The organism is Pseudomonas vlassakiae, assembly GCF_014269035.2.
Taxonomy (GTDB): domain Bacteria; phylum Pseudomonadota; class Gammaproteobacteria; order Pseudomonadales; family Pseudomonadaceae; genus Aquipseudomonas; species Aquipseudomonas vlassakiae.
Genome location: NZ_JABWRP020000004.1, coordinates 37,402 through 56,463 on the forward strand (window position 1 = coordinate 37,402; position 19,062 = coordinate 56,463).

General features: G+C 63.0%; 17 protein-coding genes and 1 riboswitch. Of the genes, 7 read left to right on the forward strand and 10 right to left on the reverse strand.

Going from position 1 to position 19,062, the window contains the following annotated elements; genetic code table 11:
* Positions 1-11: 11 nt before the first annotated feature.
* The 3 genes from cpdA to HU738_RS06470 form a co-directional block, all read right to left on the reverse strand.
* Complete coding sequence (gene cpdA, locus HU738_RS06460) at positions 12-815, reverse strand: 3',5'-cyclic-AMP phosphodiesterase (RefSeq protein WP_186601661.1); 804 nt, start codon at positions 813-815, stop codon at positions 12-14.
* 85 nt (positions 816-900) lie between these two features.
* A complete protein-coding gene (locus HU738_RS06465; protein WP_054887887.1) occupies positions 901-1,353 on the reverse strand; it encodes a DUF1249 domain-containing protein in 453 nt (150 codons plus the stop codon).
* Complete coding sequence (locus HU738_RS06470; RefSeq protein ID WP_176509986.1) at positions 1,344-1,961, reverse strand: NUDIX domain-containing protein; 618 nt, start codon at positions 1,959-1,961, stop codon at positions 1,344-1,346. The genes HU738_RS06465 and HU738_RS06470 overlap by 10 nt, the downstream gene beginning before the upstream one ends.
* Positions 1,962-2,146: 185 nt before the next feature.
* Here HU738_RS06470 and HU738_RS06475 point away from each other — a divergent pair, with 185 nt between their 5' ends.
* The gene (locus HU738_RS06475) at positions 2,147-2,893 is read left to right on the forward strand and encodes an RsiV family protein (RefSeq protein WP_079229937.1); all 747 of its coding nucleotides are present in this window, start codon (positions 2,147-2,149) and stop codon (positions 2,891-2,893) included.
* Here the strand turns inward: HU738_RS06475 and cytX are convergent.
* Both cytX and thiC read right to left on the reverse strand, forming a co-directional pair.
* Complete coding sequence (gene cytX / locus HU738_RS06480) at positions 2,862-4,145, reverse strand: putative hydroxymethylpyrimidine transporter CytX (RefSeq protein WP_186601662.1); 1,284 nt, start codon at positions 4,143-4,145, stop codon at positions 2,862-2,864. The two genes, HU738_RS06475 and cytX, sit on opposite strands and share 32 nt — an antisense overlap.
* Before the next feature lie 165 nt (positions 4,146-4,310).
* Positions 4,311-6,191: a phosphomethylpyrimidine synthase ThiC gene (gene thiC, locus HU738_RS06485; protein WP_054887891.1), complete on the reverse strand. Its 1,881-nt coding sequence runs from the start codon at positions 6,189-6,191 to the stop codon at positions 4,311-4,313.
* Between the two features lie 154 nt (positions 6,192-6,345).
* A riboswitch (TPP riboswitch) is annotated at positions 6,346-6,452 on the reverse strand.
* A gap of 161 nt (positions 6,453-6,613) precedes the next feature.
* Here thiC and HU738_RS06490 point away from each other — a divergent pair.
* On the forward strand, positions 6,614-8,047 hold the full coding sequence (locus tag HU738_RS06490; RefSeq protein ID WP_176509984.1) for a TolC family outer membrane protein: 1,434 nt from the start codon (positions 6,614-6,616) through the stop codon (positions 8,045-8,047).
* Positions 8,048-8,099: 52 nt separating this feature from the next.
* On the opposite strand, the gene waaA is transcribed toward HU738_RS06490, so the two are convergent.
* Complete coding sequence (gene waaA, locus HU738_RS06495; RefSeq protein ID WP_186601663.1) at positions 8,100-9,371, reverse strand: lipid IV(A) 3-deoxy-D-manno-octulosonic acid transferase; 1,272 nt, start codon at positions 9,369-9,371, stop codon at positions 8,100-8,102.
* An 11-nt stretch (positions 9,372-9,382) separates the two neighbouring features.
* Positions 9,383-10,273 (reverse strand): LysR family transcriptional regulator, encoded by an 891-nt coding sequence (locus HU738_RS06500; RefSeq protein WP_176509982.1) that lies wholly within the window; start codon positions 10,271-10,273, stop codon positions 9,383-9,385.
* 87 nt (positions 10,274-10,360) lie between these two features.
* Between HU738_RS06500 and HU738_RS06505 the strand changes: the two genes are divergently transcribed.
* Genes HU738_RS06505 through HU738_RS06520 form a run of 4 tightly spaced genes read left to right on the forward strand, consistent with a single transcriptional unit; the run spans position 10,361 to position 13,748 of the window.
* A complete protein-coding gene (locus tag HU738_RS06505; protein WP_054887895.1) occupies positions 10,361-10,693 on the forward strand; it encodes a DMT family transporter in 333 nt (110 codons plus the stop codon).
* Positions 10,694-10,739: 46 nt separating this feature from the next.
* Positions 10,740-11,915, forward strand: a complete 1,176-nt coding sequence (locus tag HU738_RS06510) for an NAD(P)/FAD-dependent oxidoreductase (RefSeq protein WP_186601664.1) — start codon at positions 10,740-10,742, stop codon at positions 11,913-11,915.
* Positions 11,912-12,724 (forward strand): aldo/keto reductase, encoded by an 813-nt coding sequence (locus tag HU738_RS06515; protein ID WP_186601665.1) that lies wholly within the window; start codon positions 11,912-11,914, stop codon positions 12,722-12,724. Before HU738_RS06510 ends, HU738_RS06515 begins: the two co-directional genes overlap by 4 nt.
* Positions 12,725-12,779: 55 nt before the next feature.
* Entirely contained in the window at positions 12,780-13,748 is a 969-nt protein-coding gene (locus HU738_RS06520) for a metal ABC transporter ATPase (RefSeq protein WP_176509979.1), read from the forward strand.
* A 54-nt stretch (positions 13,749-13,802) separates the two neighbouring features.
* Here HU738_RS06520 and hldE read toward each other — a convergent pair whose 3' ends face one another.
* The 3 genes from hldE to HU738_RS06535 all read right to left on the reverse strand — a co-directional run bounded on the left by hldE (position 13,803) and on the right by HU738_RS06535 (position 18,353).
* The gene (gene hldE / locus HU738_RS06525) at positions 13,803-15,224 is read right to left on the reverse strand and encodes a bifunctional D-glycero-beta-D-manno-heptose-7-phosphate kinase/D-glycero-beta-D-manno-heptose 1-phosphate adenylyltransferase HldE (RefSeq protein WP_103445929.1); all 1,422 of its coding nucleotides are present in this window, start codon (positions 15,222-15,224) and stop codon (positions 13,803-13,805) included.
* A gap of 129 nt (positions 15,225-15,353) precedes the next feature.
* Positions 15,354-17,162: a lipid A export permease/ATP-binding protein MsbA gene (gene msbA, locus HU738_RS06530; protein WP_186601667.1), complete on the reverse strand. Its 1,809-nt coding sequence runs from the start codon at positions 17,160-17,162 to the stop codon at positions 15,354-15,356.
* 15 nt (positions 17,163-17,177) lie between these two features.
* Entirely contained in the window at positions 17,178-18,353 is a 1,176-nt protein-coding gene (locus HU738_RS06535) for an O-antigen ligase family protein (protein ID WP_186601669.1), read from the reverse strand.
* Positions 18,354-18,456: 103 nt separating this feature from the next.
* On the opposite strand from HU738_RS06535, the gene HU738_RS06540 reads away from it, so the two are divergent.
* A complete protein-coding gene (locus HU738_RS06540) occupies positions 18,457-19,062 on the forward strand; it encodes a lipopolysaccharide kinase InaA family protein (RefSeq protein WP_186601671.1) in 606 nt (201 codons plus the stop codon).

Genomic DNA, 19,062 nt, shown 5'->3' on the forward strand with positions numbered 1-19,062 from the left:
GCTAACTCCCATCAATAGCCCGGACTGTCGAAATCCAGCGTCACCTCGTAGTCAGCGGCCCGCTCCACTCCAGTTTCCACCTGCCCATCGGCATGCAAGCGCAGCCAGCGATACCCCGGCTGCTCTTCGCTGACCTTGAAGTCCTCGCTGCCCGCCTCAAACTGGATGCAGGTCGACGGCGTGGCCAGCAGGCGCAAGCCATCGCGCTGTTCATCCCACTCCTGGTGAATGTGCCCCCAAAGCAACACTTTCACCTGTGGATAACCCTGCAGGCGCCGCAGCAGCTGATCGGCATTGCGCAGACCGATCGGGGCGATCCAGGCACAGCCGATATCCACCGGCTGATGGTGACAGCACACCAGGCAATGACGCTCGCCGGCCGAGGCCAAGGCTTCATCGAGGATCGACAACTGGTCCTGCTCGAGCAGCCCATGGGTAGCGCCCTGCACCGCCGTGTTCAGCATGACCACGCGCCAGCTTGCTATATCCGTCACCGATTGCATCAACTCTGGCGCAACCTGTGCCATGACCTGTGCTTCATCATGGTTGCCCGGCAACCAGCGGGTCGGCACGGCAAAGCCGCCGGTCAGTGCGCGGAAAGCTTGGTACGACGCGACACTGCCATCCTGAGAAAGGTCGCCGGTACACAGCAGCAAGTCGATACGCGGCTGCTCGCGCCCCACCTGGGCCACCACGTGCTGAAGGCTGTCGCGGGTATTGAGGCCCAGCAAGGTGCCCGCCGGGCTGGCGAACAGGTGGGCGTCGGTCAGTTGCACCACATGCACGGGCGCAGGGCTAGGGTCTGGGTGCGGCAAGGGCCGTCTCCTCGAACGGATTCTGCACGAATTATGGCGCTGGAACGGTTGCGAGCAAACACTCGAAACCGACCCAGGTCACATTTCAGCGCACACTTGCCAGTTCGTGGCCACAAGCCAGGCAATGGCTGAGCCATTCGCCGAGGAACAGATTGAGCTGCGCCTTCTCGTCCGGCTGGTGCATGGCCTCGTTGGGGTACGGATAAATGCTGCGCAGGCGGCGGGTGTGCTCGGCGCTGATCACTTCGGCCATGCGCGCATCGTGATACACCTGCACTTCCAGGTGCGGCACCGGCAGCCAGGGCAGGCTGTGCTCCTGGCGCACACGCAAGGTGGTGGTATAGGGGCAGGCCAGCAGCACATCGAGCACCAGCACGCCGAGCATCTGGTCGCCCTGGGTCATGCCGATGCGCCGCGAACTCTGGGTGGTGCGCATATCGGGCAGCAGGCGCATGAGCCGGGCATAGTTGGCCTCGCAGGCTGCTTGCAGCCCGGCCAGATCGACCCGATAACGCTCACGCAACAGGTTCACTTCCACATACCTCGAACTTCATCTTTGTTCAGCGCCAGCCACTGCAGGCTGATGATGGTCGCCGCGTTGCAGATTTGACCATCGCGCACTGCCTGCATTGCATCGTCGAACGACCATACGCGCACGCGGATGTCTTCGGCCTCTTCTTCCAGGCCATGCAGGCCACCCGCGCCTTCACTGGTGCAGCGGCCGAGGTAAAGGTGCACATACTCATCACTGCCACCGGGCGAAGGGAAGTAACGGGTAATCGGCCACAGGGCGCCTATCGCCAGCCCGGCTTCTTCCTGGGCTTCGCGATGCGCGACGTCTTCCAGTTCTTCTTCGCGGTCGATCAGCCCGGCGACCATCTCGATCAGCCAGGGGTTGTCGACCTTGCCCAGGGCACCGACACGGAACTGCTCGATCAGCACCACCTCATCGCGCAATGGGTCGTAAGGCAGCACACAGACCGCATCGTGACGCACGAACAGCTCACGGCTGATCTCTCGGCTCATGCCGCCTGCGAACAATTCATGGCGCAGGTGCACCTTGTCGAGCTTGTAGAAGCCCTTGAAGCAGTTGGCCCGCTTGACGATCTCGACCGCCCTGGGCACCGAATTCAACGTGTCTGACATGGAAATCCTCATCACCTCATTTACCGCATCGCGCCATCCTACTCTGCACGGTTGCCCGTTTCACCCCTTTCCGGCAACCGTTCGCACACTCGGGACAGGCCGCCTTCACTCTGTTAGCTTAGTGGCGAACTGAAGGCCGCGCAGACGGTCAAAGGCCGACTTTTCCCTGTTCTGCAAGGATCACCATGACACTCGTCAAACTGACTTCCGTGGCCGTGCTGGCACTCGCTCTGGGTGCCTGCCAGAGCCTGTTTGCACCCAATTACCGGACCCCGCTCGAGGTCAAGCGTGATGCCTGGGAGCACGTCAAGCCAGGCTGCAGCGCAAGCGACTGCCCGCTGGTGAACATCGACACCGTCCACTTTCCGGCCCAGCCCAAGCTCGATGCCATCGTCGAAAAACGCCTGCTGCAGCTGACCGAAGACAATCAGCATGGCACCGCGCCAAGCACCCTGCAGGCCTACGAGCAGCAGTACCTGGCCAGTGCCGACAAACGCAACAGCAGCTACCTGCAAGCCAAGGTACGCGAGCAGCATGACGGGCTGGTGATCATCGAGCTGTCCAGCTACCTCGACAGCGGCGGTGCCCACGGCATGCCGGGGCGCGGCTTCATCAACTACTCACGCAAACTGGACAAGGTGCTGACCCTGCAGGACATGCTGGTGCCAGGCCAGGAGGAAACCTTCTGGAAGACCGTGGAGGAGTCGCACCGGGCCTGGTTGATCAGCGTGGGCATGGACAAGGACGCAGAGTTCGTCAAGACCTGGCCCTTCAAGCGGTCGCCGCACATCGCCCTGACGTACGGCGCGCTGGTGGTGAAGTACGAAGTCTACGCCATTGCGCCCTACTCCATGGGCCACGTGGAACTGAAGATCCCCTACCCACGCCTCAACGGCGTGCTCAAGCCTGAGCTGTTTCCCGGCCGCGGCTGAAGCTCAGCAGGCCATGCAGCCCACCTGCCAGCAGCAGTGCTGGCAGGGTAGCCCCCAGCTCCGGCGCCTTGGCGGCGATCAGGTGATAGGCCGCCACACCCACCACCCAGGCCAGCAGCGCCTGCCAGTGCAAGCCACCGATCTGGGTCGGCAAGCGACGACGACGGATCACGTAGTGGTCCATCAGCACCACGCCGAACAGCGGTGCAAACACCGACCCGATCAACAGCAGGAAGTTCTCGTACTGGGCCAGTGGCGCCAGCAAGGCGATCAGGGTGCAGAGCACGCCGATGGCCAAGGCAAGGTGCTCGACCTTCAGGGGCAACAGCACGCCAGTGGAAACGGCAGCCGAATGAATATCGGCAAAGGCCTTTTCCGACTCGTCCAGCAGGATCAGCAGCAGTGGGATGCCCATGCCGGCACCCGCAAGGGCCAGCAGCAGCGCATTGACCTCGCCGCTGGCGGCAAAGGCCAGGGTGTAGGCCACGCCCAGGCTCATCAGCCAGGTGTTGCCGATGAAGTAGCCGGCAACGGTGCCGCCGAACACAGGCTTGCCGTTACGGGCGAAACGCGAGTAGTCGGCGATCAGCGGCAACCAAGACAACGGCATGGCGATGGCGATGTCGAAGCCCACCGCCAGCGACATCGAACCATCACCAGCGCGGTTCCACAGCGCCGCCAGGTCGGCCTTGGCGAACAGGTTCCAGGTCAGCCACAGGCACGCGCCCAGCAGCAGCCAGATACCCCAGGCACGCAGCACCTTGCGCACGAACGCCAACGGGCCGCTGACCGCCAGCAGGGTGGCCAGGCCACCGAAGCACAGCGTCCACAGCATCGGGCTGTTCCAGGCGCTGGCCTCGCCGAACGCCCGCGCGCCCAGCAGGCTGGCGGCGTCGCGCATGACGATGAGTTCGAATGCGCCCCAGCCCACCAGTTGCAGCAGGTTGAGCAGGGCTGGCAGGCGCGCGCCATGGCTACCCAGGCTCAGCTTCAGGGTGCCCATGGCTGACAGGCCGGTGTCACTGCCGATGACCCCGGCCGCGCCGAGCAACAGCACACCGACACCGGTGCCAAGGGCAATGGCCAGGACCGCGCCAGCCAGGCCAAGGCCAGGGGCGAGCATGGCGCCTACCTGCAGGACCATCAGGCCGATGCCGAGGGAGAACCACAGCGAGAACAGGTCGCGGGCGCCGAAGATGCGCTGGTGGATGGGGACCGGGTGGTCGGGGGAAAACTGGCTGGGTGATGTCATTATTGGCGCTCGCCGGCAATGTTGTTGGTGTTCTTGGCGAGGACTTCGTCCTCGAATCGCGACACAAGGCCGCTCCCACAAGAACAGCGCAGGCATCCAGCCTTGCGCGGTCCCTGCGGGAGCGGCCTTGTGTCGCGAAAGGGCCGCAAAGCGGCCCCAGCGTTCTTACACTTTGTGGTACAGCTGGCTGCCTTCCTGGCGGAACCGTTCGGCCTGCTCACGCATGCCTTGCTCGACCGTTACATCCACGGTTTCGATCTTGGCCGCGTATTCACGCACTTCCTGGGTGATCTTCATCGAGCAGAACTTCGGCCCGCACATCGAGCAGAAGTGCGCGACCTTGGCCGATTCCTTCGGCAGGGTTTCGTCGTGGAAGGCTCGCGCGGTGTCCGGGTCCAGGCCCAGGTTGAACTGGTCTTCCCAGCGGAATTCGAAACGCGCCTTGGACAAGGCATTGTCACGAATCTGCGCGCCTGGATGGCCCTTGGCAAGGTCGGCAGCATGGGCGGCGATCTTGTAGGTGATGATGCCGGTCTTGACGTCATCCTTGTTCGGCAGGCCCAGGTGCTCTTTTGGCGTGACGTAGCAGAGCATGGCGCAACCGAACCAGCCGATCATTGCCGCACCAATGCCGGAGGTGATGTGGTCGTAACCCGGGGCGATGTCGGTAGTCAGCGGGCCGAGGGTGTAGAACGGTGCCTCGTCGCAGCACTCCAGCTGCTTGTCCATGTTCTCCTTGATCAGTTGCATCGGCACGTGGCCAGGGCCTTCGATCATGCACTGCACATCGTGCTTCCAGGCGATCTTGGTCAGCTCGCCGAGGGTTTCCAGCTCACCGAACTGGGCGGCGTCGTTGGCGTCGGCGATCGAGCCAGGGCGCAGTCCGTCGCCTAGCGAGAAGCTGACGTCGTAGGCCTTCATGATTTCGCAAATCTCATCGAAGTGCGTGTACAGGAAGTTCTCTTTGTGATGCGCCAGGCACCACTTGGCCATGATCGAGCCGCCGCGGCTGACGATCCCGGTGACCCGCTTGGCAGTCAGCGGCACATAGCGCAGCAGCACACCGGCGTGGATGGTGAAATAGTCCACGCCCTGCTCGGCCTGTTCGATCAGGGTGTCGCGGAACAGCTCCCAGGTCAGGTCCTCGGCGACGCCGTTGACCTTTTCCAGGGCCTGGTAGATCGGCACGGTACCGATCGGCACCGGCGAGTTGCGGATGATCCACTCGCGGGTTTCGTGGATGTGCTTGCCGGTGGACAGGTCCATGACAGTGTCCGAGCCCCAGCGGATACCCCAGGTCAGCTTGGCCACTTCTTCTTCGATCGAGGAGCCCAGGGCACTGTTGCCGATGTTGCCGTTGATCTTCACCAGGAAGTTGCGGCCAATGATCATTGGCTCCAGTTCCGGGTGGTTGATGTTGGCCGGGATGATCGCGCGGCCACGGGCGATTTCCTGGCGGACGAATTCCGGGGTGATTTCTTTCGGGATGTTGGCACCGAAGCTGTGGCCGGCATGCTGCTCGTTGAGCAGGCCGGCGGCGCGGGCCTCTTGCAGCTTCATGTTCTCGCGGATGGCCACGTATTCCATCTCGGCGGTGATGATGCCCTTGCGCGCGTAATGCATCTGCGAAACGTTGGCGCCAGCCTTGGCCCGGCGCGGGTTGCGCACATGGGCGAAGCGCAGCTTGGCAAGTTCCGCATCGTTCAGGCGCTGCTGGCCAAAGTCGGAGCTCAGGCCGTCGAGGCGCTCGGTGTCACCGCGTGCATCGATCCAGGCCGAACGCACATCGGCCAGGCCCTTGCGCACGTCGATGATGACGTTGGGGTCGGTGTACGGGCCGGAGGTGTCGTAGACCAGAACTGGCGCATTGCTTTCGCCACCGAAGTCGGTGGGCGTGTCGTCCAGGCTGATTTCGCGCATGGGCACGCGGATGTCCGGGCGCGAGCCTTCGACGTAGACCTTGCGCGAACGCGGGAACGGTTGCACGGACTGCTGATCGACTTGTGCCGATTCGCTGAGGTTGATCGTTTTTTCTTGTTTAGTCATCACAGGCTCTCCAGACGGCTTCCTAGCAGGGGAATGTCGGGGTGAACCTGAAAGACGTGGACGCACCCTGGAACGGGTGCAGTGCCGGATGGGGGGTGCCTGAAGCTGCGTGCAGCTGCGACATTCCCGGACCTGGCACAAGAGGCTCCCCGGGAAGGCGAGCAATCTTGTTCCCTACGCAGGCGCTAACCTGATCAGGTTCAACGGGATCCGCACCTCTGCGATCTCAGCCTTTGCTTCAAGGCACCCCGACAAGAACATGCGCAGTCTAGACTGGAGTGGTCGGCAAAGCCAAGCGGGTAAAACGCAGGGGAGATGAAAGGCGCAACCTATGATTGTTGGCGGATGCGCATGGCACTACACTGGCCCGTCGCTCGATACTCAACAGTTCAGTAATTAAATTTCGTACAAGGATTGCCTCTATGCTGCGCAAACTTTCACTGGCGATAGCCGTGTCTTGTGCGTCCAACGGAGTGGTCTGGGCAGCGGACATGCCCACGACGGTAAGGACCGATCTGGTCAGCGTTTACCAGGAAGCGGTAGATAACAACGCCGATCTTGCTGCCGCCCGTGCCGATTATGGCGCCCAGAAAGAAGTGGTACCGCAGGCGCGTGCCGGCCTGCTGCCAAACCTCTCGGCCGGCGCCGAGATGATGAATGCCCGCACCAAGATCGACCACCCATCAGCCACCACCAACCGCAGTGGCAACACCTGGAGCGCGACCCTCGCGCAACCGATCTTCCGCGCGGATCGCTGGTTCCAGCTGCAGGCTGCCGAAGCGGTCAACGAGCAGGCAGCGCTGCAACTGTCGGCTACCGAGCAGAACCTGATCCTGCAGACTGCGCAGGACTATTTCTCCGTGCTGCGCGCCCAGGACAACCTGGCGGCGACCAAAGCTGAAGAAGCCGCCTTCAAGCGCCAGTTGGACCAGTCCAACGAACGGTTCGACGTCGGCCTGTCCGACAAGACCGACGTGCTGCAATCCCAGGCCAGCTACGATACCGCCCGGGCTAACCGGATCATCGCCGAACGCCAGGTGCAGGATGCTTTCGAGGCCCTGGTCACTCTGACCAACCGCGAATACACCTCGATCCAGGGTGTGGTGCACACGCTACCGGTGAAGGTGCCGACCCCCAACGACGCCAAGGCCTGGGTGGAAACCGCCGGCCGCCAGAACCTCAACCTGCTGGCCACCAACCACGCGGTTGCCGCCGCCGAAGAAACCCTGCGCCAGCGCAAAGCCGGCCATGCGCCGACCCTCGATGCGGTGGCCAAGTACGAAAAAGGCGACAACGACAGCCTGGGCTTCACCAACCCGTCGCCGTTCGGCCAGCGTTACAGCGGGGACGTCGAGCAGACCAGCATCGGCTTGCAGCTGAACATTCCGATCTACAGCGGCGGCCTTACCAGTTCGCAGGTACGCGAGGCCTACCAGCGCCTCAGCCAGAGCGAACAGCAACGGGAAAGCCTGCGCCGCCAGGTGGTGGAGAACACGCGTAACCTGCACCGCGCGGTGAACACCGATGTGGAGCAGGTACAGGCGCGCAAGCAGTCGATCATTTCCAACCAGAGCGCCCTGGAAGCCACCGAAATCGGCTACCAAGTCGGCACCCGCAACATCGTCGACGTGCTCGATGCCCAGCGCCAGCTGTACACCTCGGTACGCGACTACAACAACAGCCGCTACGACTACATCCTCGACAACCTGAGCCTGAAACAGGCGGCTGGGACCTTGAGCCCGCAGGACCTGCAGGACCTCAAGCAGTACCTGAAACCGGACTACAACCCGGACAAGGACTTCCTGCCACCGGACCTGGCGGCTGCGGCAGCCAAGAACTTCGAGCGCAGGCCTTGAGACCATTGTTGGCTTTTTCGCGGGCGCGCCCGCGAAGAGGCCAACACAAAAATCAGCCGAGAAGCCTGCCCAGGCCATCCAGCAAGCGCTGCAAAGCGCCCTGGTTGGCCTGCATCACTGCCCTGCCCGCCGCGCCCATGCGCTGCGCATCCTGCGGCAGTTCGATCAACCGCCGCACCGCCTCGGCCAGCCCGTCGGCATCATCGACCTGCTGCAACGCCCCCGCCTCGCGCAACATCGCGCTGATTTCAAGGAAGTTGAACACATGCGGCCCCATGAGCACCGGCAAGGCCAGTGCTGCGGGCTCCAGCGGGTTATGGCCGCCAGTGGCCACCAGGCTGCCGCCGACGAAGGCGATGTCGGCCAGGGCATAGAGGAACAGCAACTCGCCCATGGTGTCGCCAAGCAGCACCTGCGTGCGGGCATCCACTGGCGTGCCGGCAGAACGACGCACCGTGGCGAACTGCCCGGCGCACAAGGCATGCACGGCATCGAACCGCTCAGGATGACGCGGCACCAGGATCAGCAGCGCGTCACCATGTACCTGCAGCAGCTGCCGGTGCGCCTGCAGGATCAAGGCATCCTCACCCTCGTGAGTACTGGCAGCGATCCACACCGGACGCTGGTCGGCGCCCCACTGTTCGCGAAGTGCCTTGGCACGGGGCTGCAAGTGATCATCGAGCTTCAGGTCGAACTTGATCGAGCCGGTCACCTTCACGCACTCGGGACGCGCGCCCAACTCACGGAAGCGTTGCGCCTCGGTTTCGGTCTGCACGGCGATCAGGCTCATCTCGCCCAGCATTGGCCGGGTCAGCTTGGCAAAGCGCCCATAGCCACGGGCCGAGCGCTCGGACAGCCGGGCATTGGCCAAGGCCACCGGAATGCCGCGCCTGGCGCATTGGTGGATATGGTTGGGCCACAGTTCGGTTTCCATGATGATGCCTAGCCGCGGGCGCACATGGTCAAGAAAGCGTCCGGCCGCCCATGGCAGGTCATAAGGCAGGTAGCAATGCTGGATGCGCGGCTCATCGGCGAACATCGCGCGAATGCGCTCGGAACCGGTCGGGGTCATGCAGGTGAGCGTGATCGGCAGGTCCGGGTAGGCCTTGAGCAGCGCACGCACCATCGGCGCGGCGGCAATGCTTTCGCCGACCGACACCGCATGCACCCAGATCCCTCCCTGGCGCATGGCCGGCAGGCTACAGGCAAAGCGCTCGCCGATGCGCTGGCCGTAGGCCGGTGCCTTGCGAGCACGCAGGTACAGGCGCAGCGCAACCAGCGGCAGGCCCAGATGAAGCAGCAAGGTATAGAGTGTTCTGTTCATGGCCGCGGAGTTTACCCGATCGCACGCAAGTGCACTGCAAAGCGCTCGGCCAGCCATTGCGCAGCCGGGCCCAGCGGTGCATCGCGGCGCCAGGCCAGTTCGGCCACCAGTGCAGGCGGGCGCCATTCGCTGTCGAGCTCGACCATGTGCGCCTGGTAGGTCGGGTATTGCACCACGTGCCGCGGCAGCCAGGCCCAGCCCAGGCCACGCATCAGCAGCTCAGCCATGGCGTAGAAGCTGTCGGCGCGCCAGACCTGCGGGCTGATCGCTTCGCCGCCGGGGTAGCCACTTTGCTGCGGGGTGATCAGCAATTGCCGGTGACGGGCCAGTTGCTGGCGGGTGACCTGGCCTTCGCGAGCAAGCGGATGACCTGCCGCGCACACGGTGACCATTTCCACGCTGCCCAAGGCGCGACGCTCCAGTGATGGCGGGATGCTCTCGTGGTGGAAGAACAGCCCCAGGTCGGCACGGCGCTCGGCCAGCTTGCGCGCCACGTCACCCTGGGCGCCACTGGCCAGCTGCACTTCCAGATAAGGGTAACGGCTAGCCAGCTCGTCAAGGCTGTCGATCACCGGCTGATACGGCATCGCCTCGTCCTGGGCAACCCGCAACAGGGCTTCCTGGCCTCGCATCAACGCCAGGGCACGACCATCCAGGCGTTCGCACTGGCGCAAGAGTTCGCGCGCATCTTCCAGCAACGCCGTGCCGTTTTCAGTCAGTTTCGGCTGGCGCCCGCTGCTGCGCTCGAACAACGTCACACCGAGGTCGGTTTCCAGCAGCGCGATGGCATTGCTGATGGCCGATTGGGCCTTGCGCTGTTCGCGGGCCACCGCGGAAAACGAACGCAATTCGGCGACACGCAGAAAGGTCCGCAATTGCTCGAGGTTCCATTGCTCAGCCATCTACCTATCTCTAAAACGGATGGGTAATGACTTTACCGCATCTGGGTAACCTCTAGAATGCCCAGCCAGTAACCGGAGGATCCTGCCATGAACGCCTATACCTATCTCGCCATCGCCATTTGCGCCGAAGTCATCGCCACCGCCTCCATGAAGGCCGTGAAGGGGCTGAGCACGCCGTTGCCGTTGCTATTGATGGTGGTTGGCTACGGGATCGCGTTCTGGATGCTGACCTTGGTGGTGCGCAGCATTCCAGTGGGCATCGCCTACGCGATCTGGTCGGGCCTTGGCATCGTGCTGATCAGCGTGGCGGCGCTGGTGGTCTATGGGCAGAAGCTGGATGTACCGGCCATGTTGGGCATGGCGATGATCGTGGGTGGCGTGGTTGTGATTCAGCTGTTTTCCAAAACTGCCGGGCACTGAGGCAGCCTGTATACTTGCCAGCTGTCCCAGTCTTCGAGGTACCGCCATGCCAACCGCCATTTCCACTGACGTACTGATCGTCGGCGCCGGGGTCGCAGGCCTCTGGCTCAATGCCCGCCTGCGTCGCCTGGGTTACTCGACAGTGCTGGTGGAGCGCGCCAGCCTCGGCGGCGAGCAGACCATCAAGTCCCAGGGCATCATCCATGGTGGTACCAAATACGCCCTGCATGGCGCCCTGACCGGTGCCTCGGAAGCCATCGCCGACATGCCGCGGCGCTGGCGCGAAGCGATCAACGGCAGCGGCGAACTGGACCTGACCGGCACCCGCCTGCTTTCCGACGCGCATTACCTGTGGTCGCCTGGCACCCTGGCCGGCAACCTGACCAGCTTCTTTGCCAGCAAGGCGGTGCGTGGCCGGGTCGATCAGGTAAAAGGCGAGCAATTGCCGCCGGCCCTGCAGGATCGTGGCTTCAAGGGCAAGGTCTACCGCCTGGCAGAGCTGGTGATCGACGTGCCGAGCCTGCTGGCGAACCTGGCCGAACTGGCCGGCGACAGCCTGCTCGCGGGCGAACGGATCGAACCGCTGCGCGAGGGCGAACAGCTGGCTGGCCTGCGCATCGACGGCCGCGAAATCCGCGCCCAGCGCATCGTCCTCAGCGCTGGCGCTGGCACCGAACAGCTGCTGCATGCGCTGGGCCTGGAGCAACCCGCCATGCAGACCCGTCCGTTGCACATGGTCCTGGCCAAAGGGCCAAACCTCAAGCCGCTGTATGCACACTGCCTGGGCGGTGGGCCGAAACCGCGTGTAACCGTCACCACCCACCCGGCCGCCGACGGCCAGTGGGTCTGGTACCTGGGCGGCGATCTCGCCGAAGCCGACGGCGTGGCTCGCGAGCCTGCCGCACAGATTGCCGCAGCGCAGAAGGAAATCGCCAGCCTGCTGCCATGGGTCGATCAAAGCCAGGTGCGCTGGGCGACCCTGCGCGTCGATCGCGCCGAGCCGGCACAGTCCGGCCTGGTCCGCCCCGACAACGCCTTCCTTGCCGAACAGCAACGCCTGCTGGTGGGCTGGCCGACCAAACTGGCACTGGCACCAGACTTCAGTGACCGGGTACTGGCCAGCCTCGATCGCGATGGCGTGCGCCCGGCAGCGCAGGCCGACCTTTCCGGCCTGCCGCGCCCGGCGCTGGGTGTACCGGCCTGGGAGCAACTGCTGCCATGACCTTGCCTACCTTGCATGGCTTGCACCGCCCACTGGGCAGCACCGGCTTCACGGTTTCGCCACTGGGCCTGGGCACGGTCAAGCTGGGCCGCGACCAGGGCGTCAAATACCCCAATGGCTTCACCATCCCCGGCGATGACGAAGCGCGAATGCTGCTGGCCCAGGCTCGCGAGCTGGGTATCAACCTGATCGACACCGCCCCGGCCTATGGCCGCAGTGAAGAGCGCCTGGGGCCGTTGCTACGCGGCCAGCGCGATGAATGGGTGATTGTCAGCAAGGTGGGAGAGGAGTTCGAGGAGGGTCAGTCCAGCTTCGACTTCAGCGCCGCCCACACCCGCCGCTCGGTGGAGCGCAGCTTGCGCCGGCTGGAAACTGACCGCATCGAACTGGTGCTGGTGCACTCCGATGGCAATGATCTGGAAATCCTCGAGCAGCAAGAGGTCTACCAGACCCTGGCCGCGCTCAAGCAGGAAGGCAAGATTCTCGGCTATGGCCTCTCCGGCAAGACGGTCGCCGGTGGCTTGAAGGCACTGGAGCAAGGCGATTGCGCCATGGTCACCTACAACCTCAACGAGCAGGCAGAACGCCCGGTGCTGGACTACGCTGCCGAACACGGCAAAGCCATTCTGGTAAAGAAGGCGCTGGCCAGCGGGCACATCTGCCTTGCACCGGGGATCGATCCGGTGCAAGCCAGCTTCGAGCTACTGTTCGCCCACCCGGGCGTGAGCAGTGCTATCGTCGGCACCATCAATCCGTTGCACCTGGCCCACAACGTGGCCACCGTCGCCCGCATCCTGGGCCAGCATTGAGTTTTCACTCTCCCAAGCTGGGCCTGGTGAATGACCCGACGCAAGGAGGAGCCTCGTGGCGCGTACGCTGATCCGCAAGAACCCGAGCAACTTCAAGACACTGCCACTGCATGTCGAAGCCACCCCCGAAGGCCTGGTCTACCAGAGCATCGGCATGCCCCTGAACTTCGCCCAGACCCAGCAACGGCGGCGCGCCATCCAGCTTGCCGACAAGCAGCGCTTCGTGGTCGAACTGGCCAACCTGGGCGTTTCGGTACGCCTGACCCTGCACTGGCAGCACCGTGACTACTGGGTGCTGGTGAGGCAGCGCCGGCAGGACCGCGGGGATGTGGTCCTGAAACTGATTTCCGGCTATGTCCCCGCTCAGGAACTCAACCTGCCGCTGCACACCGCCGTGCAGGAGGTCGCTGAAGAATGCCTGCTGGAAACCCCGGAAGGCTGGCTGAGCGGGCGTTTCAACGACACTTGGCTGCCCGCCCCCTACGCCGCCGCACTGCATTACCGTGAAGCCTTGCCGTTCGTGCTGATGCCGGAATCAGGGGCTGCCCGCCCGGTGCACTGCGGCAACCTGATGTTGCTGGAACGGCCGCGGGCCTACGTGCACCTGCCAACGGCTTCACTGCAACTGATCTACGACATGCGCCTGCAGGTGCCAAGGGAGGCCAAGACACTTAGCCTGTTCCATGTCGACGAGCGCCTGGAAGGCGACCAACTGGTGGCACGGCTCAACCGCAAGCGACCGGATCTGTACCTGATGCCGGTACAGGACGGTCAACCGTTGGCGGAGCTTTACACACTCAAGAAGGATGAGCTTGTGCCGGCGAGTACCCGCGGGCTGTACCTGGCCGAGAGCTTTGCCCGGCAGGACGGCTGGGTGGTGGCCGATGAGCGGATTCGCTGGAAGGACTGGGTGAAGCAGCAGGGGCTGGTCGAGCGCAAGGTGGCGCCGGCTTCGCCTTTGCAGCGCTTTGGCAATAAGGCACGAGCGCTGCTGGAGCGGGCCCGCACTTCACTTCACAAGTGATGTGCCAGGGCTTGCCCGCTCCCACAGGGGCCGCCAAAACGACCCAGGGCCCGATCAGTTCTTGCGGATCTTCTCGACGATGGCTGTGGTCGAGCTGTTTTCGACCAGCCCCAGCACCTTCACGGTGCCGCCATAACCTTTGACGATATCGGCACCTACCACCTGGTCAATGCCATAGTCACCGCCCTTAACCAGCACATCCGGCTTGACCTGACTCAGCAGGTTTTCCGGCGTGCCTTCAGGGAAGCTGATCACCCAGTCCACCGCCCCCAGGCCGGCCAGCACAGCCATGCGCCGGTCAACGCTGTTGATCGGACGGCCCGGCCCCTTCAGGCGGCTGACCGACGCATCGTCGTTGACCGCGACGATCAGGCGGTCACCCTGGGCACGCGCCTGCTCCAGGTAGGTGACATGCCCGGCGTGCAGAATGTCGAAGCAGCCGTTGGTGAAGACGATCTTCTCTTTGTGCGCCCGCGCATCGTCGATGGCCAGCAGCAGTTGCTCCAGGCCCAACACGCCTCGCTCAGAGCCTTCCTCACGCTGGATCGCCCGGCGCAGTTCCGGGGCACTGATCGCGGCGGTACCCAGCTTGCCGACCACGATGCCAGCAGCCAGGTTGGCCAGGGCCACCGCGTGGGGCAGGTCTTCACCTGCGGCAATGGCAGCCGCCAGGGTCGAGATGACGGTATCGCCGGCACCGGTCACATCGAACACTTCACGCGCGCGGGCAGGCAGGTGCAGCGCCGGCTGGCCGGTGCGCAGCAGGGTCATGCCATGCTCGCCACGGGTCACCAGCAGCGCACCAAGGTCCAGGTCCTGAAGCAACTGCAGGCCTTTGGCGACCAGCTCGGCCTCATCGGCGCAGCGGCCGACAATGGTCTCGAATTCGCTGAGGTTCGGGGTGATCAGGCTGGCGCCCCGGTAGATGGAAAAATCCTTGCCCTTGGGGTCGGCCAGCACGGGAATGCCCTTGGCACGAGCGGCCTGGATCAGGCTCTGGTGGTTCTTCAGCGCACCCTTGCCGTAGTCGGACAGGACCAGGACCTTGACGCCTTCGAGCAACGTGTCGACTTCCGCGCCAAGCGACAGTGGGTCGGTGGCGAACGGCTCTTCGAAATCGATGCGTAGCAGTTGCTGGTGACGGCTCATGACCCGCAGCTTGACGATGGTCGGCTGATGCGCGATGCGCTGGAATACCGAACGCACGCCAGCGGCCTGCAGGCTGTTGGCCAGGCTGTCGGCGGCCTCATCCTGGCCGGTGACACCGATCAGTGAGGCAGGTGCGCCGAGGGCGGCGATGTTCAAGGCAACGTTGGCCGCGCCGCCGGGGCGATCCTCGATCTGATCGACCTTGACCACCGGCACTGGCGCTTCAGGCGAGATACGCGAAGTACCGCCATGCCAGTAGCGGTCGAGCATGACATCGCCGACCACCAGTACCGGGGCTTGATCGAAACGCGGCATGGACAACTTCATGGGCAACCCATATGGAAATAATGAACAGGGGCAGGATATTAGCACAGGGTTGTCGACGGCTTTACGGCCAGATGCACCCTGGAAAATCCCCGTGACAATCGGGGCCGATACGGCCCCGATCAAGGTGGGTCAGGTGATATCGGCCTTGGCCGGCTCATCCAGGCCCATGGCATGCAGGCGGGCATAATGGCCATTGGCCGCGAGCAATTCGGTATGGGTACCGCGCTCGACCAGGCGGCCCTGATCCATCACCAGGATCTGATCGGCCTTCTCGATGGTCGACAGGCGGTGGGCGATCACCAGCGTGGTTCGGCCTTGCATGACGTGGTCCAGGGCGGCCTGGATATGCCGCTCGGACTCGGTATCCAGCGCCGACGTGGCTTCGTCGAGGATCAGCAGCGGGGCGTTCTTCAACAGCGCCCGGGCAATCGCCAGGCGCTGACGCTGACCACCGGAGAGCAGCACGCCGTTTTCACCGACTTCGGTATCGAAGCCTTTTGGCAGTCGGTCGACGAATTCCTTGGCATAGGCATCTGCAGCAGCCGCTTCGATATCGGCACGCGGGGCACCAGCCAGGTCGCCGTAGGCGATGTTGTTGGCCACGGTGTCGTTGAACAGGGTGACGTGCTGGGTCACCTGGGCCACATGGCGACGCAGGTTGCGCAGGCGATAGTTCTCGATCTCCACGCCATCGAGCAGGATCTGCCCTTGGTCATGATGATAGAAACGCGGTATCAGCGCCGCCAGGGTCGACTTGCCGCTACCTGAACGCCCAACCAGCGCGATCATCTGCCCAGGCTCGGCGACGAAGCTGATGTCGCTCAACACTTCGCGCTCGGTGCCAGGATAGGTGAAGCTCAGGTTACGCACTTCAAGCCGGCCCTCCACTCGCTCCTTCTCGACGGTGCCAGTGTCGATCTCCGGCTGCTCGTCCAGCTGCTCGAAGATGCTCTCTGCACCCGCCAGGCCCTTCTGGATGGTCGAACTGACTTCCGACAGTTGGCGAATGGGCTTGGGCAACAGCCCCGCCGCCGTGATGTAGGCCACCAGGTCACCGGCGGTGGACTCACCGCGCAGGAACAGCACCAGGAACATCAATGCTGCCATGGCGCTGTAGATCACCAACTGCAGCAGCGGCGTGTACAACGAGCCGGTCTTGGTCATGTGCAGCTGCTTGTCGGTGTTGCTCTGGCTGGCATTGCCGAAGCGCTGCTGCTCGTAGGCTTCGCCGCCGAAGCTGCGTACCACGCGGTAACCCTGGATGGTTTCGGACGCGACATGCGTCACGTCGCCCATGGCAGACTGGATTTTCTTGCTCTGCTTGCGGAATTTCTTGCTGGCAACGCTGACCATCACCGCGATCACCGGCAGGATGGCGACCATCACCAGGGTCAAATGCCAGTTCATCCACAGCAGGTAGCCAAACAGGAATACCACCGTCAGGCCTTCACGGATCACCACCTTGATCGCATCGGTGGCAGCACCGGTGACCATGGTCACGTTGAAGGTGATCCGCGAAATCAGGTGGCCCGAGTTGTGGTTGTCGAAGTAGCGATTGGGCAGCACCAGCAGCTTGTTGAACAGTTCGACGCGCAGGTCGTGCACCAGGCACAGGGAAACCTTGGCCAGAAAATAGTTACCCAGGAACGAGCCCAGGCCCTGCCACGCAGCGATCAGGATGATCAGCAGCGGAACCGCCTGCAGCAGCTGCAGGTCGCGCAGGTAGGGGACATTGGGGAACAGTACCGCTTCCGGGTTGCTCAGCCCGTCGACGAAATACTTGAGAATCCCGGCCAGCATGGGCTGGGTCGAAGCAAAGATCACAAAACCGACAATGCTCAGCAGGAAAATGCCGACATAGGGTTTCACGTAGCTCAGCAGCCGGAAGTAGATCTTCAGGCTGGAGCTGTGCTCCGCCGGTAGCGGTGTTTCGGCCATCATCGAGCTCGCTGTTCAGGTTGAACCAGAAATTTTACCACAGGCGTCATTTTCGGCACGTACCCATGGCAATAGCATGACCAGGCCAACTGGCAGCCAGCTGACGAACCATTCCGCACGGGGCGTCGTGGTGAGGCTGGCGGCGTCGAATTGCATGGCCATGGTCGAGTAGATCCAGACGCCGAGCAGAATTTTGCCAAAGAGCGTGCCGCGCGCCCGAACGATCTCGCCGAGGGTGAACAGCCACACGGCAATCCACAGCAGCATCCCGGGCAACCCGAGTTCAACCGCAACATGGGTGAACATGTTATGGGTGTGATCGAACTGCAAACCCGCGGCTTCTACCTTGTAATAAGCACCCAGCCCCAACCCACCCCATGGGTGCTCACTGATCATGTGCAGCGCAGAGCTGAAAATTTCGGGACGGAAGGACGAGCCACGCAAGGCGATGAGGTCGTAGACGACGTAGAAAGCCAGCCCGGTGCTGACCACTGCGAGCAGCGCCATGAGCTGGCTGTGCCTGTCACGGAACCACAGGGGTGCCAGGATCACAGGGATGATCAGTGCCAGTACCGCGCCGCGGCTCTGGCTCAAGGCGACAAATGCGGCCAGGCAGGCCAGTGCCAATATCCACCCCAGGCGCAAGGCAGGCTGTCGTGGAAGATCGTACAGCAGCAGCAAAGCCGCGATGCCGACAACATAGGCGCCAAGGATCGGGTGCGAAATCTCGCCGATGCCTTCCAGGCGAGCAACCAGCGGCATGGCCTGGACACCGTAGAACCTGACAATCGAGATCAGCGCGGCAATCGCCAGCAATGCGGCCCCTATTCGTAACAACTGACGAATACGGTGCGTCCCCAACTGCCCTATGATCGGGAACGCCAGCAAGAACAGCAGAATGTAAAGCAGCCGCTTGCCTTCGCGCCAAAACTGTTCATTATTTGACCAGGCCATGCTCAGCGCGCCCCAGGCCAACAACAGCGCCAACGCCCCCCACAGCGCGGGCTGATGCCGCCAGGCATCCACCAGAATACGTCTCGCCGACCATGCCACTACCAACGTGGGCAGCCACATGAACACAATCATGCCTTGCTGATACAGCTTGTTGCTGGGAGCCAAGGCAATGGCCGCCAGGAACCAGATCAACCCAAATGCCAACCAGGCCTTGGCCCAGTTCTTCTGATACAACATCCATACTCCCCGGTAACGCAAATGACACCAGACATGGTGCAACAGCTTTATTTTCGGCATTATTGCCAGTCATTTTCGCTTGCCAGACGACAAGGCCTTATACATGCAGTGCTCCCGCCTCTCCCAGGTCGACTTCGATCAGCTGACACTTGGAGCCCAGGTGCTAGAGGCAGATAGCCATGGCGCCAAAGTTTACCTGCTCAGGGATGGAAATTTCCTAAAGGTTTTTCGTAGGAAGCGTCTGATTTCATCTGCGTTGCTTCGACCGTACTCGCAGCGCTTTGTCGACAATGCCGCTCGCCTGCAACAACTCGGGATCCCCACGCTCGAAGTGATCAGCCAGCACAAGCTCGATGTGCCAGGCAGAACAGCAGTGCTGTATCGCCCTCTGCCAGGGCGCACACTGCTGCAACTATCGCGTGATGCCGAGTTCAGCTGGGCCACCTACCTGCCCCGGCTGATCGAACTGATCCGCCAACTGCACCGCAATGGCGTGTACTTCCGCTCGCTGCACCTGGGTAATGTAGTCGTAACGCCTGATCAACATCTCGGCCTGATCGATGTGGCAGACATGCGCTTCCTGCGCCCGCCACTCTCTGCACGGATGATCAGGCGCAATGTGCAACACATGGTGCGTTACATCGAGCGGGAAAACCTGGGTGAGCAATTCCCGCTCGCCGACTTCGAGGCGGCTCTGCTGGCGCGCTGA